This window comes from Paenibacillus sp. J22P51, assembly GCF_059692215.1.
Map to the genome: position 1 here is coordinate 1 of NZ_JCAUAZ010000004.1, position 21,216 is coordinate 21,216.

The 21,216-nt window shown below is 47.9% G+C and carries 21 protein-coding genes, 12 tRNA genes, 1 rRNA gene and 1 riboswitch; of the genes, 31 read left to right on the forward strand and 3 right to left on the reverse strand.

Going from position 1 to position 21,216, the window contains the following annotated elements; genetic code table 11:
• From rrf to AC58QC_RS10995, 23 genes are all read left to right on the forward strand, one after another.
• Positions 1–110, forward strand: a 5S ribosomal RNA gene (gene rrf / locus AC58QC_RS10885); the annotation flags it as partial.
• A gap of 5 nt (positions 111–115) precedes the next feature.
• A tRNA-Asn gene (locus AC58QC_RS10890) sits at positions 116–191 on the forward strand.
• A gap of 29 nt (positions 192–220) precedes the next feature.
• A tRNA-Ser gene (locus AC58QC_RS10895) sits at positions 221–312 on the forward strand.
• Positions 313–346: 34 nt separating this feature from the next.
• A tRNA-Glu gene (locus AC58QC_RS10900) sits at positions 347–421 on the forward strand.
• Between the two features lie 17 nt (positions 422–438).
• Positions 439–514 (forward strand) — tRNA-Val (locus tag AC58QC_RS10905).
• Positions 515–586: 72 nt separating this feature from the next.
• Positions 587–663 (forward strand) — tRNA-Met (locus tag AC58QC_RS10910).
• Positions 664–694: 31 nt separating this feature from the next.
• Positions 695–771: transfer RNA gene (locus tag AC58QC_RS10915), tRNA-Asp, on the forward strand.
• 17 nt (positions 772–788) lie between these two features.
• Positions 789–864, forward strand: a tRNA-Lys gene (locus AC58QC_RS10920).
• A 19-nt stretch (positions 865–883) separates the two neighbouring features.
• Positions 884–963, forward strand: a tRNA-Leu gene (locus tag AC58QC_RS10925).
• 158 nt (positions 964–1,121) lie between these two features.
• On the forward strand, positions 1,122–1,373 hold the full coding sequence (locus AC58QC_RS10930; protein ID WP_497415176.1) for a DUF1450 domain-containing protein: 252 nt from the start codon (positions 1,122–1,124) through the stop codon (positions 1,371–1,373).
• Between the two features lie 113 nt (positions 1,374–1,486).
• Positions 1,487–1,996: a ferritin gene (locus tag AC58QC_RS10935; protein ID WP_497260156.1), complete on the forward strand. Its 510-nt coding sequence runs from the start codon at positions 1,487–1,489 to the stop codon at positions 1,994–1,996.
• Positions 1,997–2,129: 133 nt separating this feature from the next.
• The gene (locus AC58QC_RS10940; RefSeq protein ID WP_497415177.1) at positions 2,130–2,756 is read left to right on the forward strand and encodes a GyrI-like domain-containing protein; all 627 of its coding nucleotides are present in this window, start codon (positions 2,130–2,132) and stop codon (positions 2,754–2,756) included.
• A 56-nt stretch (positions 2,757–2,812) separates the two neighbouring features.
• On the forward strand, positions 2,813–3,265 hold the full coding sequence (locus AC58QC_RS10945) for an SH3 domain-containing protein (protein WP_497415178.1): 453 nt from the start codon (positions 2,813–2,815) through the stop codon (positions 3,263–3,265).
• A 26-nt stretch (positions 3,266–3,291) separates the two neighbouring features.
• Positions 3,292–3,990 carry an AIM24 family protein gene (locus AC58QC_RS10950; protein WP_497415179.1) on the forward strand — a complete coding sequence of 233 codons (699 nt, stop codon included), beginning with the start codon at positions 3,292–3,294 and terminating at the stop codon, positions 3,988–3,990.
• Between the two features lie 102 nt (positions 3,991–4,092).
• Positions 4,093–4,167, forward strand: a tRNA-Gly gene (locus tag AC58QC_RS10955).
• A gap of 6 nt (positions 4,168–4,173) precedes the next feature.
• Positions 4,174–4,250: transfer RNA gene (locus AC58QC_RS10960), tRNA-Arg, on the forward strand.
• Between the two features lie 20 nt (positions 4,251–4,270).
• Positions 4,271–4,347: transfer RNA gene (locus AC58QC_RS10965), tRNA-Pro, on the forward strand.
• 17 nt (positions 4,348–4,364) lie between these two features.
• Positions 4,365–4,435, forward strand: a tRNA-Gly gene (locus AC58QC_RS10970).
• Between the two features lie 317 nt (positions 4,436–4,752).
• Complete coding sequence (locus AC58QC_RS10975; RefSeq protein WP_497415180.1) at positions 4,753–5,259, forward strand: GNAT family N-acetyltransferase; 507 nt, start codon at positions 4,753–4,755, stop codon at positions 5,257–5,259.
• A gap of 125 nt (positions 5,260–5,384) precedes the next feature.
• A riboswitch (cyclic di-AMP (ydaO/yuaA leader) is annotated at positions 5,385–5,547 on the forward strand.
• 2 nt (positions 5,548–5,549) lie between these two features.
• Positions 5,550–6,437 carry a C40 family peptidase gene (locus tag AC58QC_RS10980; RefSeq protein ID WP_497415181.1) on the forward strand — a complete coding sequence of 296 codons (888 nt, stop codon included), beginning with the start codon at positions 5,550–5,552 and terminating at the stop codon, positions 6,435–6,437.
• A gap of 185 nt (positions 6,438–6,622) precedes the next feature.
• Positions 6,623–7,282 (forward strand): hypothetical protein, encoded by a 660-nt coding sequence (locus AC58QC_RS10985; RefSeq protein WP_497415182.1) that lies wholly within the window; start codon positions 6,623–6,625, stop codon positions 7,280–7,282.
• A gap of 178 nt (positions 7,283–7,460) precedes the next feature.
• Positions 7,461–7,994 (forward strand): spore protease YyaC, encoded by a 534-nt coding sequence (gene yyaC, locus AC58QC_RS10990; protein ID WP_497415183.1) that lies wholly within the window; start codon positions 7,461–7,463, stop codon positions 7,992–7,994.
• Between the two features lie 67 nt (positions 7,995–8,061).
• Complete coding sequence (locus AC58QC_RS10995) at positions 8,062–10,131, forward strand: ABC transporter ATP-binding protein (protein ID WP_497415184.1); 2,070 nt, start codon at positions 8,062–8,064, stop codon at positions 10,129–10,131.
• Between the two features lie 569 nt (positions 10,132–10,700).
• On the opposite strand, the gene AC58QC_RS11000 is transcribed toward AC58QC_RS10995, so the two are convergent.
• A complete protein-coding gene (locus AC58QC_RS11000) occupies positions 10,701–11,303 on the reverse strand; it encodes a CcdC protein domain-containing protein (protein WP_497415185.1) in 603 nt (200 codons plus the stop codon).
• Between the two features lie 164 nt (positions 11,304–11,467).
• Here AC58QC_RS11000 and AC58QC_RS11005 point away from each other — a divergent pair, with 164 nt between their 5' ends.
• The 4 genes from AC58QC_RS11005 (at position 11,468) to AC58QC_RS11020 (ending at position 13,456) form a co-directional block, all read left to right on the forward strand.
• Positions 11,468–11,764 (forward strand): hypothetical protein, encoded by a 297-nt coding sequence (locus tag AC58QC_RS11005; protein WP_497415186.1) that lies wholly within the window; start codon positions 11,468–11,470, stop codon positions 11,762–11,764.
• Positions 11,758–12,393, forward strand: a complete 636-nt coding sequence (locus AC58QC_RS11010; RefSeq protein ID WP_497415187.1) for an HAD-IA family hydrolase — start codon at positions 11,758–11,760, stop codon at positions 12,391–12,393. The genes AC58QC_RS11005 and AC58QC_RS11010 overlap by 7 nt, the downstream gene beginning before the upstream one ends.
• 139 nt (positions 12,394–12,532) lie before the next feature.
• On the forward strand, positions 12,533–13,009 hold the full coding sequence (lspA, locus tag AC58QC_RS11015) for a signal peptidase II (RefSeq protein ID WP_497415188.1): 477 nt from the start codon (positions 12,533–12,535) through the stop codon (positions 13,007–13,009).
• A 96-nt stretch (positions 13,010–13,105) separates the two neighbouring features.
• Complete coding sequence (locus AC58QC_RS11020) at positions 13,106–13,456, forward strand: hypothetical protein (RefSeq protein ID WP_497415189.1); 351 nt, start codon at positions 13,106–13,108, stop codon at positions 13,454–13,456.
• Positions 13,457–13,546: 90 nt separating this feature from the next.
• Here the strand turns inward: AC58QC_RS11020 and AC58QC_RS11025 are convergent, their stop codons facing one another.
• Positions 13,547–15,694 carry a DNA topoisomerase III gene (locus tag AC58QC_RS11025; protein ID WP_497415190.1) on the reverse strand — a complete coding sequence of 716 codons (2,148 nt, stop codon included), beginning with the start codon at positions 15,692–15,694 and terminating at the stop codon, positions 13,547–13,549.
• Between the two features lie 179 nt (positions 15,695–15,873).
• Between AC58QC_RS11025 and AC58QC_RS11030 the strand changes: the two genes are divergently transcribed.
• The 4 genes from AC58QC_RS11030 to AC58QC_RS11045 all read left to right on the forward strand — a co-directional run bounded on the left by AC58QC_RS11030 (position 15,874) and on the right by AC58QC_RS11045 (position 20,208).
• A complete protein-coding gene (locus AC58QC_RS11030) occupies positions 15,874–17,493 on the forward strand; it encodes a sensor domain-containing diguanylate cyclase (protein WP_497415191.1) in 1,620 nt (539 codons plus the stop codon).
• 21 nt (positions 17,494–17,514) lie between these two features.
• Positions 17,515–18,198 (forward strand): NAD(P)H-binding protein, encoded by a 684-nt coding sequence (locus AC58QC_RS11035; RefSeq protein ID WP_497415192.1) that lies wholly within the window; start codon positions 17,515–17,517, stop codon positions 18,196–18,198.
• 57 nt (positions 18,199–18,255) lie between these two features.
• Positions 18,256–18,549 (forward strand): Dabb family protein, encoded by a 294-nt coding sequence (locus AC58QC_RS11040; protein ID WP_497415193.1) that lies wholly within the window; start codon positions 18,256–18,258, stop codon positions 18,547–18,549.
• A 99-nt stretch (positions 18,550–18,648) separates the two neighbouring features.
• Positions 18,649–20,208, forward strand: a complete 1,560-nt coding sequence (locus AC58QC_RS11045) for a choice-of-anchor I domain-containing protein (protein WP_497415544.1) — start codon at positions 18,649–18,651, stop codon at positions 20,206–20,208.
• Between the two features lie 74 nt (positions 20,209–20,282).
• On the opposite strand, the gene AC58QC_RS11050 is transcribed toward AC58QC_RS11045, so the two are convergent.
• The gene (locus tag AC58QC_RS11050) at positions 20,283–21,149 is read right to left on the reverse strand and encodes an AraC family transcriptional regulator (RefSeq protein ID WP_497415194.1); all 867 of its coding nucleotides are present in this window, start codon (positions 21,147–21,149) and stop codon (positions 20,283–20,285) included.
• Between the last annotated feature and the right edge of the window lie 67 nt (positions 21,150–21,216).

The following is a 21,216-nucleotide window of genomic DNA, read 5'->3' on the forward strand; positions in this document are numbered from 1 at the left end:
ATGATGGCGGAGGGGACCCACGCGTTCCCATCTCGAACACGACCGTTAAGCCCTCCAGCGTCGATGGTACTTGAACCGCAGGGTTCTGGGAGAGTAGAACGTTGCCAAGCATTGTTCCCTGATAGCTCAGTTGGTAGAGCACTCGACTGTTAATCGAGTTGTCACAGGTTCGAGTCCTGTTCGGGGAGCCATTTATTTTTCACATATCAGGCCTTTTCATGGAGAGGTGTCCGAGCTGGCCGAAGGAGCACGATTGGAAATCGTGTAGGCGTCACAAGCGTCTCGAGGGTTCGAATCCCTCTCTCTCCGCCATAAGAACTTTTACATAAGAAAAGCCTGTTTACGAGGCCCGTTGGTCAAGTGGTTAAGACACCTCCCTTTCACGGAGGTAACAGGGGTTCGAGTCCCCTACGGGTCACCACTTTTTCTTTATCGCATGGAGGCTTAGCTCAGCTGGGAGAGCATCTGCCTTACAAGCAGAGGGTCGGCGGTTCGATCCCGTCAGCCTCCACCATTTTACCTTTTCAGAAGAAATTTGGATGGCTCAGATTTCTATGGGAATAATAAAATATCATGCTAGTATTGTCGCGGGGTGGAGCAGCCCGGTAGCTCGTCGGGCTCATAACCCGAAGGCCGCAGGTTCAAATCCTGCCCCCGCAACCAACCTCTTACTAAGAGGAGATTTACATAGTGTGGAGCTGTGGTGTAGTGGCCCAACATGCCTGCCTGTCACGCAGGAGACCGCGGGTTCGAATCCCGTCAGCTCCGCCATTTTTATTACAAAACATGAGTCATTAGCTCAGTTGGTAGAGCACCTGACTTTTAATCAGGGTGTCGTAGGTTCGAATCCTACATGACTCACCATTTGCCTTATTTACAGCATGCGCGTATGGCGGAATTGGCAGACGCACTAGACTTAGGATCTAGCGGGCGACCGTGGGGGTTCAAGTCCCTCTACGCGCATCCAAACAAACAGAAAGAGCTTTCTTTCATCCTTTAACGGGGATCAAAGAAAGCTCTTTTTGCGTACATGCTCATTTAATTTCTGGTTGACATTGATTATTATTATCACTAATATCAAGAGTAGTGATTGTACGTGAAATGGCGGGAGGAGATCGCAATTGAAAACGATTAAATACTGCTGCAGAAATGAGAAATTCGGATCCAAACAAATATATAAATCGTTGAAGCACGAATACCCGGACCTGAAACAGAAGAAGAAGGATTGCTTAGGTAATTGCCGGCATTGTAAGAAAGAATGTATTGCGATGATTGGGAAGAAGAAGTTGTTATGCGCGGAGTCACCTGACCATTTATATGCCCAGATTAAAGAAATAATCACGGCGTCTAAGGCTAAAAGCGTGATGGCATGAACCTGGATCTACTAAAATTGTTTCTTCCGTTTGTATTTCTATGCACAATTCTGGTAATCTTGTATGTATGGGGAATACGCAAGAGATAACCATACAGAAGGGTGTGTGCACAGATGTTAAACGATACACTAACCGAAGCGCTCAATGAGCAGATGAATTATGAGTTTTACTCCGCGCACGTCTACTTGGCTATTGCTGGTTATTGCGCTGCGGAAAGCTTGGACGGGTTTTCGAACTTTTTTAAAGTACAAGCCGAAGAAGAGAAGTTTCATGCAATGAAAATTTTCAAGTTTATTAATGACCGTGGGAAAAAGGTTAATTTTGCAGGGATGAATACACCAGTGAATCAATATGAGTCGATTTTGGATGCTTTTGAGCATGCTTATCTGCATGAGCAAGAAGTGACCAAACGCATTTACCACTTATCCGACTTAGCGCTGAATGATCGTGAGCATGCGACGATGCAGTTCTTGAAATGGTTCATTGATGAGCAGGTAGAGGAAGAAGCGATGTTCGACAGTATTATTAATAAATTGAAGCGCATTGATAAAGACAGCAATGCTTTCTATATGTTGGATGCTGAATTTGCACAACGCTCGTTTACCCCACCGGCTGCGGAATAATTACATATCCTTTTATGAGACAAAAACTTACTTGTTTCGCATATTTGCGACAGTAAGTTTTTTTCTGTTTGTTGACATAGGGTTGTCAGGGTTTATTTTGTAAAGTAGAAGAAAAAAAGAAGGAAGTGCATCCATGGATAAATTAGATTTAGCCAAAAAGGATAAAGCCTATTATACAGCGCCAGCTAAGCCACAGTTAGTTGAATTTGAACCTATCTCCTATGTTGCTATTGTGGGGAAGGGAGATCCCAATGGTACAGCCTTTGCTAACGCCACAGAAGCGCTATACACGGTCGCATACGGTGTTAAGGCCTATTACAAGAAACTGGAGCAAGACTTCACTGTAGCGAAGCTAGAAGGGCAGTGGTGGGTGGATGGCGATCCTAGATCTGCGCTAGAGGTGCCGAGGGAAGAATGGCATTGGAAGCTGTTGATTCGTATGCCAGCGTATGTCACCGCTGAGGACGTAGAAGTAGCACGTAGAGCTGCCGCTGACAAGAAAAAAGAGCTTAAGATAATCTCCAATGTTGAGTATGAAACTTTGCATGAGGGACGCTGTGTCCAGATGCTGCACGTGGGTCCGTATGCGACCGAGCCAGAAACATTGGCTCAGATGGAGCATTTTATGGAACAAAATCAGCTCAGCTATTGTGGACTTCATCATGAGATTTATTTATCCGATCCGAGGAAGATTGAGCCTGTGAAATTGAAAACGATTTTGCGGTATCCGGTTCAAGCGATAGAAGTGGTGAAGGGGTGATTTTTGCTGTAAAATAGAACATAATGTCGAGATGTGAAGCATGGGAGGGATTGCGGATGCAAAAACGTATCATGACTTCGATTGGACTCGTGGTTATCTTTATTATCTGGATTGGGTTCATGTATCCAGCTCCCGCTGCCCATGCCTCATGGTTAGATCGGGCAAAAGAAATCTATCAACTACCAAGCAATGTCGAGCAGATCCAGAAGGATTATGAGGCTACGAAGCAGCAATTAGAAGAACAGAAGGACAAGCTATCGGAAGCCGTTCGGCAGTCCCAAGAGATCGAAGATCGTCTCTTGAGCCAGAACGAGGCACTTAAGAAGGATAACGAGCAATTGCAAGAGCGATTGAAAGTAATGGAACAACTTGCGCTGGATAAAGAGAAACGAAACCGAAAAATAACCTACATGGTGATTACCGCAGCTGCGCTTGTTGTAGGCTATTTTTTGCTCGGGCGCGTGTTTCGTATTATCGTGTGGCGTAGGAAGAAGCGCGGGATGCGTTAGCAGGCAGGGATGAGGAGGGGATGCGTATGGAGGTCATCTTTGAAAATGCAAGCTTACAAGCAAGGATGGCAACGCTTCAGCTTGAGCAAGGCGAGTCTGTGCATGTGCTGCATCCCAACCAAATTGTAGCGTTCCAAGGGATGCCAGAGCTTAGAGAAGATGCCTTAATGAAGCTTCCCGGTATGTATAGGAAAAAGAGGTTGATCCAATCACGTGTAAGAGGGCCAGGACAATTGCTGATGGGGCTGCCAGAAGCTTATAGCTTGGCTGTACTGCCTTTAGAAGCCGAAGATGACCTTTTGTTTGAGTTTCGTCATGTCTTGTTCTATACGGAAGGTGTGACTTTCACAACGCATTTGCAGAGCGTCAAGAATTCCTTGATCACGCAAGATCTTGTTAAAATGCAATTTCATGGCCCCGGTACGCTAGGCTTATTAACAGCGGGTCCTTTGCATCAGATGGCTTTAGATCCAAAGCAACCTTTATATATCGATGTCAGCTGTCTTGTTGCTTATCCGCGGCAGGCCAAGCTGCGACTTTGTGTATACGGTAATACACTGGCTAGTCAGCATATGAACTATCACTGGGAGATCACTGGCCATGGACATGTGCTTATGCAGCCTTGTAAGCCTGATCCCAAGTTGGACGAGCATATGAAATCGGATAGCTTGCTGCGACGTATAGCTCGGGAAGTGCTGCCTTTTGGTGGAGTTTTCATCAAATAATAAAAAGATTGAAAAAAAAGTTGCATTTGTCCCGAATACCTGATATATTATTCCTTGTCGCCTCAGAGAAACTCTTACTGAGCGAGTGAGAAATAACCGTATGCGGAAGTGGCTCAGCGGTAGAGCATCGCCTTGCCAAGGCGAGGGTCGCGGGTTCGATCCCCGTCTTCCGCTCCAATATTTGCGCCCTTAGCTCAGCTGGATAGAGTATTTGACTACGAATCAAAAGGTCGGGAGTTCGAATCTCTCAGGGCGCGCCATTTACACTTTATCTTCACTACGGGACGTAGCTCAGCTTGGTAGAGCACCTGCTTTGGGAGCAGGGGGTCGCATGTTCAAATCGTGTCGTCCCGACCACTTTAGAATTTTTATATGCGGGCGTAGTTTAATGGTAGAACTTCAGCCTTCCAAGCTGATCGCGCGGGTTCGATTCCCGCCGCCCGCTTAAATAAAAAAGATCACCTTCGGGTGGTCTTTTTTATTTATGCTAGGCTGTGAAGAGAGCCCATAGAGGGTTCGACCGTCCGTGCACACTTCTGAGAATAGGCTATGTAGGACGAGCGTCCAAATATACCACCAGTTGCTTCCGTAGGAAGCGTTATAATAAGCATTTGGAGTATTCCCATAGAGGTTCACCCATTCATGGGTCATGCGTTGCCAGCGGGCTTTCCTACTGCGGCACATGCTTTTTATCAAAGTGGTAAGGTGTTGCATGATCAGAAGGCTTTGTTGGATACCCTAATCTGAAAGGAGATGCCAACGATGGAGTTAGTTGATTCATTTAATGATGTATTCGAACTGATGGAATCCGCTTTTCCTGATACGGAGATAAGGACCTATGAAGGGCAGCGAGCGCTGCTTTCGCATCCTAATTACAGAATTGATGTCGAGAGGGAGGCTCATGGGCAACTGCTTGGCTTTGTGGCAAGTTGGAATTTCGGTACGTTCCGATTTGTGGAGCATATTGCAGTCCATACCGCGATTCGGGGCGGAGGGATAGGCAAACGAATGCTGACGACATATATGAGCAGCGCTGCAACGCCTATCGTACTTGAAGTCGAGCCGCCAAATACGTCGGATGCCAAGCGGAGAATTGAATTTTATGAGCGGTGCGGCTTTCATTTGAACCTATTTCCCTATGAGCAGCCTCCTCTCAGAGAAGGGCAACTGTCATTACCTCTCCAAATCATGAGTTATCCTCATCCGTTGACGGAAAAAGAGTTTGGGCCCTACAAGAACACTCTCTACGCAGAGGTATATAGGCAGTAATGGTAAGGGCACCTCAGGATAATAATCTCTGGAGGTGCTTTTGTTCATGTGGCACAACCCGAAAAGGAAACACTTACCACCGCGAAAAGGTTGTCAGGCGAAAACGAACTGTGCTAGTCTAACATAGACAAAAAATGCCGAATCTCGGAGCATCAAAAGCTCCGGTACGGGGGACTTCTTTACTTGGGGTGAATGGATGCTTAGTTAGTCTTAGACTAATGGAGCGCACTAGGGAAAACCTCTTCCCGAACCCGTCAACTAACCTCGGAGGCTTCAAGGAGGACAATGTTTTGAAACTTTTTACAAAAAGTGTTATTTGCTCATGCGTTCTTTTGGGCGCAGCCATCTCCATGTTCAACGCTCCATCAGCTCAAGCTGCGACAGACACCTCTTCGGTGAAGGTTCAAGTGAATGACGAACTGGTGCAATTCCCTGAAGTACAGCCGTTTATTGACACAGAGGGTAAGCTTCAGGTGCCACTGCGTGTGCTGTCGGAGAAGCTAGGTTATCAAGTGGACTGGGCGAAGCAAGGTGATGAAGTTGTCGTCACCCTAAAGAACAATGAGCAGGCGATTCAACTAACAACGGACGAAGAGCAAGCGGTAGTCAACAGTAAGTTAGTTGAATTAGAGAGCAGTCCGACACTGCTTAAGGGAAATACCTTCGTTCCTTTGCGTTTCATAACAGAGACGTTTGGATCTCCGATTGCGTGGAATGATGCGAATAAAATCGCCATCGTTGAAGAGGACGGTAAGTCCCATAAGCCAGCATGGATTGCACCGCCACCAGCAGCCGCCCCAGCACTAAAGGTCGTTCAGCCATCCGTTTCAGCTCAAATTATTCAAGCTGCAACGACTTTTAAAGGAACGCCTTATCAATGGGGAGGAACAACACCCAAAGGTTTTGATTGTTCTGGATTCGTTCGCTACTTGTTCGAGGCCAAAGGCATCGAGCTGCCGCGTACCTCTGTCCAAATGTATGATCAAGCAGGTGCAAGAGTGACGGATTTGAAAGAAGGAGATCTCGTATTCTTTGCTTCAAACATCGTCAATCATGTGGGCATCTATTTGGGAAATAATCAATTCATTTCCGCGACGACGTCCGGTGGTGTAAAGGTCGATAGTCTCGCTAGCACCTATTGGAGCTCCAGATATGTAGGGGCAAAACGCGTGCTTTAAGCTAAGGACTAACACAAGTAGAAGCAAGTTGTTTAAGAGCGTATGTTCGCTAGGGCTTTCACAATGGAAAGCCTGGCGGGCAGATGCTCTTTTTTTGTGCGAATATCTGCGATTTTTATCGAATTTTTGAGAATTATAGCCTATAATGGAGAAATGGTTGGAAGAAAGTAGGTGACGCGTGCGACATGCAAGTCAGTGTCTGGAAAAGCTGGTTTCATAAAATTAAATTGTCGGGTCGAACAGATCGCATGTATAGCGTAGAAACGGGTCCTGCCATACCGGAAGATATCCGGGAAGTGATTGGGCAATTTTTTCAAACTTATAACCATTTCAAAGGGGCAAGGCAATTCCAAACGGATACGTTTATTAGAGAAGTATTCTACGCGACCAAGCAAGATCCAAAGGATCAGCGCTCCATAGATGAGATGGAATCGTATATTCATAGCAAAAATACACATCGATTGCGATTGAAATCGTACATCATCGATGAGTATTTACGCATTGGTGAGAAGGTGTGCATGATCGGCGTAACGCGGGAGTTTAGCAATGCGCATCGAAATCGTGTGCTTTATTTTATCGTGAATGAGGATGGGGCTTGGCGGTTTCATCATATCGTGAGATCACACCATGGCAAAATTCTTGAGAAGTTTCAGGTGAAGGAACAGGTTGGATTTGTGGTAGGGGATGATAAAGTGGCGCTTCTCTTTCTGACACATGCCGATTCCGCAGACGCTTCCACCTATATGTTGGGTGATTATGTCCATACGGAAGGCTATCTGGAAGTGGAACAAGAGGTAAGCGGTCAGCTCTATTATCGAGTCGTACGGATGAACCGTGTACATTAATTGGTGACTGATCAGAACAATCAAGCAGCATGAATAGGCTTTGCTCCGTTGAGTAACGCTTATTTGGTGTGCGCAAATGAGGGTGCTGAAGTGGACATGTGCCACCTCCATATGAAAGAATAGAATTATCATGCATCAGGTGAAGCGAGATGTGTACATGCCTGAAAGGGAGGCAAAGATGGAGAAAGAACCCATGGAGCTGCAGGAGCAGTTTTGGAAAAAGGTGAATGGTAAGCAGTTGGGCCAGTTTCTGCAAAAGATTGCCTTGAGCAACAAGCTGGATCCTCGGAGGTTGGCTTTTGTATGTATAGGGACGGATCGCTCGACAGGAGACTCTCTGGGTCCGCTTGTTGGGAGTAAACTTGCAGAGCTTGGTTATCCACATGTCATTGGAACGCTAGCGGCACCTTGTGATGCCAGTAACTTGGCGTTGCGTTTGCAGGAAATTCCACCGAATGTCGTGGTAATTGCGATAGATGCTTGTTTGGGGCAAAAATTGAGTGTGGGCCTGTATCAACTGTCGAACCAGCCATTGGCTCCCGGAAAATCAGTGGGAAAGGTACTGCCTCCTATTGGTGATTACACGATTGCGGCGATCGTGAATGTGGATGGACCTAGGCAGTACAATGTGCTGCAAACAACTTCGTTATATCATGTGCTCAGAATGGCGGATGAAGTGACAAGTGCCATAACGTATGCAATTCCATTGTAGCGGAGGGCAGCAAGAGGAGAAAGATCGGAGTGATAAGTGAGTGATAGGACCAGGTGGACCAGGGGGAATGGGGCGGCTTTCCGACCGGAATCGCCCGAAGGCGAAGTTGAAGGATGTATCGATACGCAGGATTTTGTTTTTGTTCAAAAGGTATTGGGGACAGCTCTTGGTGATTATCGGTTTGGCGCTGCTTGCGGCAGTGATCGGGTTGGTCCCTCCCTTAGTTATGAAGGAAATTATTGATACGGCAATTCCACAGGGGCGTGTCCAGCTATTGTCTGTGATGGCGCTGCTGTTAATTCTGCTGCCTGTGCTGAGCGGTGTGCTTGGCGTGTGGCAAAACCACCTCAATACCAAAGTAACTCAAGGGGTTATTCGGGATTTAGGACAGTCGTTGTTTCACAATTTGCAGCGGCAATCGATGTCTTTCTTCACGGACGCGCGCTCTGGGGAAATTGTTCAGCGGATCACAGGTGATGTGCAATCCGTGCAGAGTGTAGTGACCTCCATCGTTGTATCCTCGATCACGCAGATCGTGATTGTCTTCACGACGATTGGCATTTTGTTTGCGCTTGATTGGAAGCTGGCGATCATTTCGGTGCTCATCCTTCCGCTTTTCGTACTGCCTGTGAAAAAGGTGTCGAAGCTGCGGAAGGCACTGCGGCTCGAAACGCAAAAAGTGCGCTCAGACATCACCTCGCAGCTGAATGAGAACTTCGGTATTTCGGGTGCGTTGTTAACGCGGATTTTTGGGAGAGAGAAGCAGCAAGAGCAGGAATTCACGAAGATGAATCAAAAGGTGATGGATCTCGAGCTGCGGCTCAATCTAGTTGGCCGTTGGTTCGGGATGGCAACGAGCACGCTAGGGCCGTTAGGCACGGCGATTATTTATATTTATGGCGGCTACTCCGTTATTAATGGGGATATGACTTTAGGCTCTATCGTTGCGTTCACGGCGTATTTGGGGCGGTTGTATATGCCTGTAGGGACACTATTGAACCTACAAGTAGAGGTTGCGACGGCGCTGGGGGTATTCCAGCGGATTTTTGAGTATCAGGACATGGTGCCTGATGTCATGGATGCTGAGGGCGCGCGCCAGCTAGGGCAGGTGGCGGGGCGTGTGAGCTATAAGCAGGTGTCTTTTGCTTATAAGTCAGGGGAAGTAGGGGGATCGGGGCAGAAAGGCAAGGCAGTGGATCAAGGCCAAGGAAGGACGAAAGGGAAACCGGAGGATCGAAGCAAAGCTGGGCGTGAAGGGAAGTTAGGGGACCTAGGCGGTGCAAGGGAGAAGCTGGTGGAACTAGGTGAAGCAGGGCAGATGGGCAGACCGGTGGAGCCAGGCGGAGCAGAGCAGAAGGGCAGAGCGGTGGAGATCGGCGAAACAAAGGAGAAGCTGGTGGATCTAGGTGAAGCAGGGCGGAATGGCAGAGAGGTGCAGTATGCGCTGCGCGACGTCACCTTCGAGGCGCAGCCTGGTGAAATGGTCGCGCTCGTTGGACCTAGCGGCGCAGGGAAGTCGACGCTGATCGGGATGATTGCGCGGCTGTACGACCCGACGGCCGGCGTTGTTGAGGTCGACGGCGTGAACGTCCGCGACGTGGGGTTAGCGTCACTGCGTGCACAGATCGCATATGTGACGCAGGAGTCTTTTCTGTTCCACGCGACGATTGGCGATAACCTGCGCTTCGCGCGGGAGGACGCTACGCGTGAGGAGATGGAGGCCGCTTGTCGGCAGGCCTACATCCACGATTTCATTGTGTCGCTCCCCGAAGGGTACGACACGATGGTTGGAGAGCGCGGCCACCGGCTCTCCGGTGGCGAGCGCCAGCGGATCGCGATAGCTCGCGCGATCCTGAAGCGCCCGCGCATCCTCATCCTCGATGAGGCGACGTCGCACTTGGACTCGGAATCCGAGTCCTATGTGCAGGCGGCGCTCGAGGAACTGATGCAAGGGCGCACGACGCTCGTGATCGCGCACCGCCTCTCCACGGTGCTGGCCGCCGATCACATTCTGGTGATCGAGGCGGGCAGCGTCGTGGAGCGGGGCACGCATAGCGAGCTGCTTGCACTGGAAGGGCTGTACGCGCGGCTGTACAGCACGCAGTTCGCGAAAGCTGCCGAGGAGGCTGCGAAGTAGGCGGGCTTGCTCTTTCCGCGGCATTAAGGCCCGAAAAGGGCCTTAATGCAGAGCAGGATGCCCTCGGCGCACCAAATAGCGCCCCTAAATGGCGCTAAAAGCGAGAATCGCCCACCGAATTGGCGTCACAGGCAGATTAATCGCCTACTGGCGATAAAAAGGGATATTCCCCCAGGTCAATTGACCGAGGGGATATCCCTTTCTTGTTAAGTACCTAATTTGTTTAAATGATCAAGTGTGTGTAGGAGTAGAGGGAGAGAAGTTGCTATACACCACCAACCGAGGTACACCGACATAACTACCCCGCCCATTGGTTTAATCCAATGGGTTGCTCTAAAAAGTAGCCAAATAATTGATTTGACTGGATAATTCCACTCAAATCAGAGAAATAGGTTCTTTTTAGGCTATTATTCGGTTAGCCCACAGGATAAATCCAATGAACTGCTTATTTTCAGCTTCGATTAGGAGAATATAGTGTATTTATCCAATGAAATAGCGCCCCTACGTTCCGCATCTTCACCGCTAAAGCCGGAATCCGACAAATAGCGTCCTCACGTTCCGTTACTCAATTACTCCACCCGAACGCTCGCCTGAGGGCTGGCCGCTCCCACGCTGGAGCTGCCATTGCTGGCAATCTCGCTGTCATCGCTTTCGGCCAAGGCGGCTGGATCCAATTTGGCACCTTCACGCAGTAAGTAACCGAAAAACAAGACATAGTACGACACGATGATGAAGAAGACACCGGCGGTGACGGGATCTTTTGTAAACTGAGAGAAATCTGCAGGAGAAATGTTAGTTGTTGATCCCGTGGAAATCGCGATAGCAGCGTAGCGATACGCAATGCGGCCAAGGAATAGAACTAGGACTGTGACTTCAATCCACAGATGTGTGCGATAGTACCAGCCATCACTCCGATGCTCGAAGCGGGTATGGCGAATCGCAGTTCGACCGAGCAAGGCACCGCCTGCAAGACCGATTAGATAGCCGATGAAATGGATGGGATGCACGAAACCAAGGAGGAAAATGATCATCCCGAATAGGCTGAACAGCGACAGACGAAAGGTGAGTCTGCCTCGCGAAAGTTTTTGAAAACCAATGGTGCGCTTCGCCCGTCGATAAATAAAAAAACCAAAGATCAGAAAGGGAATCACATAGTGTAATGTGTCCTGCAAGGGGAAGCACCTCCAAACCTGTCATTATACATCCTAATTGTAGCAAATTTGGACGGTCTATCGTGTGAAATGTTATTCCGTTTACAAAATTGTGTCATACACTTAATAGTAGTTCGATAAACTTACTATTACACACTCAAAGTGCCGCAAGGAGTTGACGGTAAATGGCTCTGATCACTCATGTTAATGTATGTAACGAAGTTAATGAAATTTACTGTTGTCTTCGTAATAAAGTTGTGAAACTGGACGCGCAGCAAAAAGATCAGTTTTGCAAAGGCTGTAAAATGTTCGCTGGTAGTGCAGTGGGCTACGAACGAGGCGTTTCCTGTGTGTGGGAGGATATGCGAATCATAGGTAATCCGCATGTGGTCTTAGATCCAGCACAGGAGTTTAAAGATAATCAAATTCGCCAAGTGCCGCCCGAGGGTCCGGCCTTTTTTGTATATACACCCAGATGGTAAAGCACGTACTGTTTGATTTTGACGGGACACTTGTCGATTCTAGGGCGCTTCTGGTTAAGCTCTATAATGAAATGGCCATCCAATATCGTTTCCGCCCCATTCGTGAGCAGGACTTGGCCCCCTTACGTTCGATGTCCATTTCTGAGCGCGTAGATCGGTTAGGGGTGCCTGTGCTCCAAATACCGAAGCTCATGGTGGCAGGGCGACAGCTGTATCACGAGAATATTCGATCACTGCAAATCGTGCCTGGTATGAAGGAGGTCATTGCGAGGCTCTCCACACAAGGAGTCAAAAGCTCGATCCTTTCTTCCAATTCCGAAGCGAATATCCGTCTATTCCTGCGAAAAAACAAGCTGGAGGGTGCGTTTAAGGAGATCATTTCAGCGAAGCATATTTTCGGCAAGCACCACTCCATTCGCAAAGTGATGAAGCAATGGGGAACCACGCCCACGCGCATGATTTATGTTGGTGATGAATTGCGGGATATTGAATCCTGTAAGAAATTAGGCGTGCCGATCGTGGCTGTGACATGGGGGTACGACTCTCCCCAACTGCTGCTCAGTGGAAATCCGGACCACATCGCAAACACGCCTGGAGAGCTGTATCGAACGTTAATGAGCTTAAGTTGATGTTCAAAAAGGATACAGGAGCCGCCTCAGAGTCATAGGACTGGGGGGGCTTTTCATGCTGCGCAGAATTAGCTGTTCACCTTTCTTTTCAAGTAATATAAAGAGGTGAGGGTTGAAGCCAAACGAGGGGAGAGGTAACATGCTATTTTATTCAATTATCCTAGTGATTGCGGCTGTCGATCAGCTGTCCAAGATATGGATACGATCGGTAATGGAGGTTGGCGAATCCATGCCTTTTTATAAAGATGTCATTTCGTTTACTTATTATCAAAATAGCGGGGCAGCAGGCAGTTCGTTGCAGGGATGGGCTCCCGTATTAGGCATACTGGCTGTTCTCATTGTTGCTGGAATTTGGTGGTACCGTAGACAAGGAGGTCTTCCAGGTACTCTAAAACAAAGCGCAGCTGCGCTCCTGGTCGGTGGGGCCATAGGTAATGGAATAGAGCGGCTTCTATTCGGGAAGGTCACGGATTTCATCGTCATTCATTCAGGAAATGGTGTCATGAATTTTGCTGATATTGCGATTAATTTTGGTGTCGTGCTTTACCTTTTGGACATGCTTTTTACACAAAGAGGTAAAGGAAAGAAGAAAAGAGAAATCCTCAAATTTTCATAGGTATAGAAGCCCTTAAATCTAGAGGAGCTTGTATAGATCTAAAGAACTATTTGTGGTATCCTTCATGTAGGAATACGAGAGTGGAGGGATGGTCACATGAAAGCGGATCGACAATTACTTGTTGACGAGTTTTTTGCGATGATTCGAAAGTTGAACCGCACGGGTTCCGATATTATGCATGTGAGGGAATTTTTCTGGCGATCCTCTGAAATTCGCGGATGTATCCCGCCAACCGTCGAGTTTATGACGGTACTCAAAGCGTATAATGCGGTGCTTTTTCACGAGTTTCGTAAATCACTTGTGCCACAAACAAGTATGCATATTTTAGCTAACGTTTATATGGAAGCTGGAGATGCGCTGGTTAGTCTGGGTATCACAAGTTTGGAAGAGCTCGAATTAGCGGTTAAAGGAAGGATATTGACGAAAACGCAACAAGTTGTCAGTTAAAAGCAAGCTATAAACATGCCGATGCAGGTATTTTCTCATAGTGTAAAAGCCCAAGCGATGAAGCAAGTCGCTTGGGCTTTATTCTTGGTATTAGTCTTCCTTCTTCTGCTGAAGGGCTGCGAGCAGCTTGTCGGCCAGCGAGTTGCCAACCCCGGATTGATCCGAGAACTTCTCGATCAGCTGACGGTTCGCTTTGGCAGTAGCCTTGCGTCCTCCACCCGTAGATTCGCCGTCGATTTTCTCAACGACATTGCAGGGACGACATTGAAAGTATTTGCCTGCTTTACCCGTGTGAATTTCCATCTTCTTGTGGCACTGTGGGCACCGATGGTTCGTTAATTGCCCATCAGCTTCACGTTTATAGGAGCACTCACGGCTTGAACATACCAGATAGCGTCCTCGTTTGCCTTTGACTTCTTGAAGGAATTCACCGCAATCAGGGCATTTACTGCCGGTTAAATTATGCGGTTTATACGCGGCTGAGCTGCGTTTCACTTCATCAACCAGCTCCGCTGCCTTCTTGCGAATACCGCTAAGGAAGGCATCCATGCTCCCTTTGCCTTTGGAGATGCGTTCGAGCTCTTGCTCCCAACGAGCAGTAAGTTCAGGAGAACGCAGCTCCTCGGAAGCTAGCTCGATGAGCTGAGTGCCCTTGCCGGTAGGGATGAGCAGGGAGCCCTGGCGCTCAATCGTGTCAGAGGATACAAGCTTCTCGATAATATCTGCGCGAGTCGCAGGTGTGCCAAGACCAAATTTCTCCATCTGCGATAGCAAGGAAGCCTCATTATGGCGAGAAGGTGGCTTCGTTTGTCGACTTACTTGCCGAACATTACGAGCGGTTACTGCGTCTTTCTCAGACGCTTGTGGCAGCAGTTGACCGGCATCTTCTTCGGAATCGTTGTCTTCCCGATCCGGATCGGTGAAATCGGTGGCGCCATACACCTCTTTCCAGCCAGCTTGCTTCACGACTTTACCGGAAGCATAGAGCTTTTCGCCAGCGATCTCGATCGTTAACTTCGTTTCATCGTAACGGCAAGGACCGCTGAATAAGGCTAGGAATCGGCGAAGGATCAGATCATAGAGCCGCCGTTCGTCTGCGCTTAACGTAGCGAGTGAGATCGCTTCTCCTGTTGGGATAATAGCATGATGATCACTAACCTTGGTGTCGTCGACGATGCGCTTCGTGATGGTCAGCGGCTTACGGATAAAAGGTGCGGCAAGCGCCGCATATGGGCCAATGGCAGCCCCTTTCAATCGGCCGAGCAGGGTCGGTACCATATCTGAGGTCAAATAACGCGAATCGGTTCGCGGGTAGGTGACCAGCTTATATTGCTCATATAACCGTTGCAGGACATTCGACGTCTGTTTGGCGGAGAAGCCGAATTTACGGTTCGCATCGCGCTGCAGCTCGGTCAAATCATAAGCCAGCGGGTGTGGAATCTGCTTCTCGGTCTTATTCACCTGCACGATACGGCCGCTCTGACCTTGCAACTTCGTTGTCAAGGCATCGGCGCGCTCGCGGTCAAATATACGCGAGTCGCCAGTCTTCGGGTCCCGCCACTGGGCGCGAAAGGACCCGAGCTCGGCTTCGATCAACCAGTAGTCGACGGATCGGAAATCGCGGATTTCCGACTCACGGTTGATCATCATGGCCAGCGTGGGCGTCTGTACACGCCCAGCGGAAAGGGACGCGCCGAACTTGCTTGTCAGCGCGCGGGTCACATTGAGGCCGATCAGCCAATCGGCCTCGGAACGGCAGACGGCTGCTTGATACAGCCGGTTGTAGTCAGTGCCAGGCTTCAGCTGCGCAAAGCCTTCGCGAATCGCCTGATCCGTCTGCGACGAGATCCAAAGCCGTTTGAACGGCTTCTTCCAGCGGATCAGCTCCATAATCCAGCGCGCGACGAGCTCGCCTTCGCGCCCCGCATCGGTTGCGATGATCAGCTCGGATAGGTCACCACGACGACTGAGATGCTCGATTGCCCGAAACTGCTGCGACGTTTCTTTCATGACCTTGAGCTTCATTTTGCTAGGGATAATGGGCAGATCTTCCAGGTTCCAGGTCTTGTACTTGGGATCGTAATCATCGGGCTCAGCGAGTGTAACGAGATGGCCGAGCGCCCAAGTGACGACATATTTGGCACCTTCGAAGTGGTGTTTTTGCTTCTGGTTACAGCCAAGCACGCGAGCAATTTCTTTGGCTACGCTTGGCTTTTCGGTTAATACGAGAATTTTCATCGGGTTAGCTACCTCTTTTCTACTTACCAAATAGCATAAGCGAAAGGGTCCTACTTTTCAAACGGACGATTTTACGAAATATTCACACGTTTATGCTGGAAATCAGCGAAATCTGTCTATTTTTGTCTGAATATAAGGTATACTGGAGATATATAGAAATAAAAAGGGGGGAAACCTCGATGGGGCCTATGTTTTCTCTTTTTTCCAATCATACCATTAAAACACTTCAACTCTGGATATGCGCAATCATTGTGTTGCTGGCTTTTTCGATCATTGTTCCTTTTTACTTCATAGAGAAGGGAAATCGGTTAGAAGAGGCAGGGGTTCAACTCAAGCAAGTGATCGCCTTGCAGAGCTTATATATCGAACGGTGGAATCAAGAAAAGCTGGATGCAATTAAACGCTTCGCGCTTTCAGATAATGCGAAGCTTCATCGGATTGGCGATTTGAAACGAGAGTTTCAAGATTATGCGAAGGTGAACTCGGAGTTTTATTCCATTACCTTTGTTGAGGAGGATGGCTATATTCGCACAGATACGAACACGTTTTATGTGGGGGATCGTGTGTACTATAACCGGGGCAAGGAAAAGAAAAGCTACGTCTCTGGTGTCTTGATGTCGAAAGAAAATGGAGAGCCCGTTATTACGTTCTCGGCTCCTGTCATTGGCGATCATAATGATTTTAAAGGGATCGTTCTCGGTATTGTCACACTCGACATGCTGAATAAATTGATGGCGCAGCTTAGCTTCGGGGATACGGGGGAAGTCTATGTGCTTGATGCACAGGGGAATATTGTAACAGCCTCCAAGCATGCGGAGAGTAGTGCAGTAACACACCGAGTTACGTCTGAAATTTTCCAACGCGCCAAGGCGGGTAGTACTGATCAGAGCGCGTATATTGGATTCCGAGGTGAACGCGTATATGGACAATATAGGTGGTCCCAAGGGAAGAATTGGCTTGTCGTTGGCGAGATCACACAGAAAGAAGTTTTCCAAAAACTGAATGAATTAAGCATGACGATTATTTTCATTTCATTGATCGCACTGCTTCTCAGTATTGCGGCTGCCGTGATCACCGCTTCCAAAATCGAGAGGCCGATTCGATATTTGCTGCGTGCCACGAAGATCATCCAGAAGGGGAACTACGATTACCAGATTGATGCGGATAAAATAAGAAAAGCTCCCGTGGAGCTGCGTCAATTAGTATCTACGTTTAATCTGATGTCCGATCGGCTGAAATCGAATATTTCGCTTTTAGAGCATTCGGCATGGATGGACCAACTGACAGAAATACATAATCGACGATACATGATGCTAGCAGGAAATAAGCAATTGCAGACGTGTATTTTATCCGGCCAGACCTGCTCCCTCTTGATGATGGATATTGATCATTTTAAGAAAATTAATGATACGCATGGTCACTTGGTCGGTGATGGCGTGCTTCATCATGTTGCAAGTCTTTTGAAGCGGTATGCGGGGGAGGATGCGATTGTGGCGAGGTACGGCGGCGAAGAATTCATTCTATTGCTGCTGTGGAAAGATGCTGAAGAGAGTGCCAGATTAGCCGAGGAATTGAGAAAGCTTTTAATTGCGGAGCCTTACAAAAGAGATAACCTTTCGGTCAAAATTACGGCAAGCATCGGTGTTGCGGAATATTCCCCTACATTGGAATACGGAACCATGGTGCTGGAAGATATGGTTTCTCGGGCAGACCATGCCTTGTACCGGGCGAAGTCTGGCGGAAGGAATCGTGTTGAAGTGGATACCAAATGGCCATATGATGAAGATGATCATGTTTAAACTTGAAGTTGGAGGCGTGCTATGAAAGGGAGAACAGCGATTGTTGCGGGAGGAACTGGCTTAGTTGGACAGGAACTGCTCAAACAGCTAGTGAACGATCCAGACTATGACAGGATTATTGCGTTAGTTCGTAAGAAGTTAGACGTAGAGCAGCTTCGCGGGCATGGGAAGCTGGAGCAGCGGGTAATCGATTTTGGTAAGCTGGGTGAGAGTTTGAAGGCTTCTGAGATTGCACATGCGCACGTGTTCTGCACCCTAGGAACGACGATTAAAAAAGCAGGCTCCAAACAGCAATTCCGCAGAGTTGATCGAGACTATCCCCTGCTGCTTGCTGAAGTGGCTAGTAAGGCACAGGCTGATGCATTCGCAATTGTGACTGCCATGGGTGCAGACCGCACCTCCTCCTTTTTCTATAATCAGGTAAAGGGTGAGGTTGAAGATAAACTGCGAGGGATGCGGCTTCGCGCGTTGTACCTGCTTCGGCCTTCTCTGATCCTAGGTGACCGTGGGGAGTTTCGACTAGGTGAGAGGCTGGGCAGTATCGCGTCACGAGCCATAGCACCGCTGATGACAGGACGTCTACGGAAGTATCGCCCCATTCATGCGAGCACAATTGCAACGGGCTTAATTCGAGCGGCGAAGTCGGGGAAATTAGGGGTTCAGGTGCTGAGCTCGGATCGGATTGCGTCGATAGCTGGTAAGTGATAAGATTAGTGTCGTTTATCATTAATATCCTAAATAAAATAGAAAGAGGTTCACAACATGATTGATCATATCGTCCTTGTAAAATTTGGTGAAACAACAACGCAGGAGCAGCTTCAAGAGGTTGTTGATCGTTTTAAAGCGCTGCGTGCTCATCTGACGGGTATCGTGGATATTCAAGCGGGTCTTAACTTCTCTGAGAAGAATCAAGGCTTTCAAGTGGTGCTATCCGTGCGTTTTGAAGATCGTGCTGCGTTAGCTGCTTACGGTCCTAACCCCGAGCATCAAGCGGTAGCAGCGTATATTCGTGAAGTTGGCCGTGTGGATAGCTTGGTCGTGGATATCGAGATTTAATATTTACCTAATCTTTAAATTAAAAAAGGATGGAATTAACAATACTCCTCTATGCTGAAAGAACATCTTTCGAATAGAGGAGTGTTTGTGTTGAAAAAAATGATGAAAACAGCAGTTGGCGGGGCTATGGCAGGCTTATTGATCGTAGCTGGATTAGTTCCAGCTTACGCGTTAGCAGAAACAACAGATCTCCCATTACGGGCGACGATTGAAAGTATGGAAGGCAAAGTAATCTGGAATGAAAAGGATCATTCGATTGAAATTCAAGTTGGCGGTGTACAAGCACTCGTGAAACTGGACTCAACAGAGGCTACTTTTCAAGGGAAGTCCATTCAATTGGATAAAAAGCCATATCTCCTCGATAGTCATGCACAACTAAGTAAAGCTGCTTTCAAGACGATACAGGATGAGGTTATCAAAAATCAGAATAAAACAGGGTTAGAGTCGCTCACAACCTACCAGATGCCGAATAAAAAGGCAGAAATTTCATCATCGACGCCTGATGGTAAAACACTCATCGTCACAGAAGCAGACTTGGGCAGCATCTCGCTGGTATCGATTGAAAACCTTGCTGCCATATCGGTTAAGAAAGTGATTAGCTTCTTGGATCTTTCGAAAGAAGCTGAGGTGACAAGTGTTGTCGTTACACCAGATGGCAAGTATGTGCTTGTAGGTGTTCGAGCAGGCGACACTGTAAATGTAGCGAATAAAGGTTACCTAGCTGTTGTGGACATTGCGAAGCAAGAGACAGTTAAAACGTATGAAATTGGCGTGGGGCCAGATTCCGTTACGATCTCAAGTGACGGTAAGTATGCCGTTGTCTGTAATGAGGATGAAGAGCTCAACCCTGCAACGGGTGAAATTGATATGAAGACAGTCAAGCGTCCTGGCTCCATTTCTATCATCGAATTCCCGAATGGAGAGGTCCTGAAAGGCGTACATACGGAGTTGAAGATTGATTTAACACAAGTTAGTGGAGGGGTTACTTATCCTAATGATCCACAACCCGAATATGTCGCCATTAGCCCGGACAACTTGCAGGCTGCGATTACACTTCAAGAGAATAATGCCATTGCTATTGTAGATTTACCTTCTAAGAAAATTGTCACGATATTCGGTTTAGGGGTAACGAAGCATAAGGCCGATTTGAAGAGCAATAGTGTGACATCAATCACTGAAGATATGACAGCACGCCCTGAAGCGGATGGCATTGTTTGGTCCTTAGATGGGAAGTATGTGATTACTGCCAACGAAGGTGATTTAGGTAAGGATGAGTTTAAAGACGGCGTTAAAGCGGGCGGACGTAATATTATGGTGTGGGACCAGCAGGGGAAAGTGGTCTACGACAGCATGGATCTCATTGATAGAAAGACAGCTCAAGCTGGCTTATATCCGGATAGCAGAAGTGCTAACAAAGGCAGTGAAGTGGAGAACTTAACAATCGGACTTATCAATGGTAAGCCGCTTCTAGCTGTAGCCTCTGAACGAGCTAATGCAATCTTGTTCTTTGATGTGACAGATATCACTAAACCGAATTATTTGGGTCTATTGCCATCTGGCGGTGAGTCACCCGAAGGTATCCATAAAGTAAACGGTAAGAACGTATTTGTTAGTTCAGATGAGGTATCAGGTACGCTAAGTTTCTATGGCATGAAGTAATAAATAGTGAATACATGAATAGAGCCTTCGCCAAGATGTTTGGCGTTAGGCTCTTTTTTCATGAAAATCGGTGATTACGGTTGCATACTTCGAAGTTCCTTTCGATATACCGAAGGAGCGGAACCACTCCATTTGTGAAACTGCTTGGAGAAGTAAAGCGCATCATTGAAGCCGACGGAGGAAGCAACCTGATCGATGGTCATGGCGGTCGTCATCAGTAGCTGCTTGGCCCGTTCCATGCGGATGTTGAATAAGTATTGCATCGGCGAGAGGCCGGTGGATTGTTTGAACATTTTGCATAAATAGGTACGGTGATAGCCCAGACTGCGAGCAAGATGCTCGATCGAGACCGCTTGGGTGTACTGCAGCTCTAAGTAGCGGATGGCTTGACCGATTTGACGTTGGATATCGGTTTCGGCGATTGGGTTGGTAGTTATGTGGTGTGCATTTGTGCGTCCAAACTCACGTAGGAGCAGCTTTAGCCAGCCTTCGGATTCCAACTCTTCGAGCTGAGGAAAGTCAGTCTGTTGGAAGCAGGAACGAATATGGCGATAGTGGTGCCGAATCGTACGCGGATTACTGCCGGATACCACGGCTTGCCCAGGGGAGACGCCAATTTGAGATAACGTTGTGCTTGCGCTGCGCCCCGTAAAAGCGACCCAAATATAATGCCAAGGGTTGTCGGCATCTGCGGTATAAGTGAAAAGCTCACCTGGAAAAATGAAAAAGGTATCGCCTGCGGTGCAGGTGTAGATTCGCCCTCCGGTTTCAAAAGTGCCTGTCCCTGAGAGGACAGTATGAACGAGAAAATAGTCATGAACACCGGGACCCGTTTTATGTAGGGGACTGGGTTTGCCTTCACCACTAAAAAGGACAGATAAGTCAAGATTACTGTGAAGCGGGTTAATACTTACTGTGAAGTAGGTGTGATCCGGATTCATAGGAGCCTCGTTATGTTTTTTGTTTTGAGCGTACCCTATTAAACTACAAATGTCCATATTGGAGTTG

What these genes read in the sequence shown, in the direction of transcription:
- AC58QC_RS10945 (WP_497415178.1), top strand. Translation starts at nt 2,813, where the DNA reads ATGCAAAAACGTATCATGACTTCGATTGGACTCGTGGTTATCTTTATT.
- AC58QC_RS11025 (WP_497415190.1), bottom strand. Translation starts at nt 15,694, where the DNA reads ATGAAAATTCTCGTATTAACCGAAAAGCCAAGCGTAGCCAAAGAAATT.
- AC58QC_RS10950 (WP_497415179.1), top strand. Translation starts at nt 3,292, where the DNA reads ATGGAGGTCATCTTTGAAAATGCAAGCTTACAAGCAAGGATGGCAACG.
- AC58QC_RS10995 (WP_497415184.1), top strand. Translation starts at nt 8,062, where the DNA reads ATGGGGCGGCTTTCCGACCGGAATCGCCCGAAGGCGAAGTTGAAGGAT.
- AC58QC_RS11045 (WP_497415544.1), top strand. Translation starts at nt 18,649, where the DNA reads ATGATGAAAACAGCAGTTGGCGGGGCTATGGCAGGCTTATTGATCGTA.
- AC58QC_RS10935 (WP_497260156.1), top strand. Translation starts at nt 1,487, where the DNA reads ATGTTAAACGATACACTAACCGAAGCGCTCAATGAGCAGATGAATTAT.
- yyaC (WP_497415183.1), top strand. Translation starts at nt 7,461, where the DNA reads ATGGAGAAAGAACCCATGGAGCTGCAGGAGCAGTTTTGGAAAAAGGTG.
- AC58QC_RS10940 (WP_497415177.1), top strand. Translation starts at nt 2,130, where the DNA reads ATGGATAAATTAGATTTAGCCAAAAAGGATAAAGCCTATTATACAGCG.
- AC58QC_RS11040 (WP_497415193.1), top strand. Translation starts at nt 18,256, where the DNA reads ATGATTGATCATATCGTCCTTGTAAAATTTGGTGAAACAACAACGCAG.
- AC58QC_RS11030 (WP_497415191.1), top strand. Translation starts at nt 15,874, where the DNA reads ATGGGGCCTATGTTTTCTCTTTTTTCCAATCATACCATTAAAACACTT.
- AC58QC_RS11035 (WP_497415192.1), top strand. Translation starts at nt 17,515, where the DNA reads ATGAAAGGGAGAACAGCGATTGTTGCGGGAGGAACTGGCTTAGTTGGA.
- AC58QC_RS11050 (WP_497415194.1), bottom strand. Translation starts at nt 21,149, where the DNA reads ATGAATCCGGATCACACCTACTTCACAGTAAGTATTAACCCGCTTCAC.
- AC58QC_RS10975 (WP_497415180.1), top strand. Translation starts at nt 4,753, where the DNA reads ATGGAGTTAGTTGATTCATTTAATGATGTATTCGAACTGATGGAATCC.
- lspA (WP_497415188.1), top strand. Translation starts at nt 12,533, where the DNA reads ATGCTATTTTATTCAATTATCCTAGTGATTGCGGCTGTCGATCAGCTG.
- AC58QC_RS11005 (WP_497415186.1), top strand. Translation starts at nt 11,468, where the DNA reads ATGGCTCTGATCACTCATGTTAATGTATGTAACGAAGTTAATGAAATT.
- AC58QC_RS11010 (WP_497415187.1), top strand. Translation starts at nt 11,758, where the DNA reads ATGGTAAAGCACGTACTGTTTGATTTTGACGGGACACTTGTCGATTCT.
- AC58QC_RS11020 (WP_497415189.1), top strand. Translation starts at nt 13,106, where the DNA reads ATGAAAGCGGATCGACAATTACTTGTTGACGAGTTTTTTGCGATGATT.
- AC58QC_RS10985 (WP_497415182.1), top strand. Translation starts at nt 6,623, where the DNA reads ATGCAAGTCAGTGTCTGGAAAAGCTGGTTTCATAAAATTAAATTGTCG.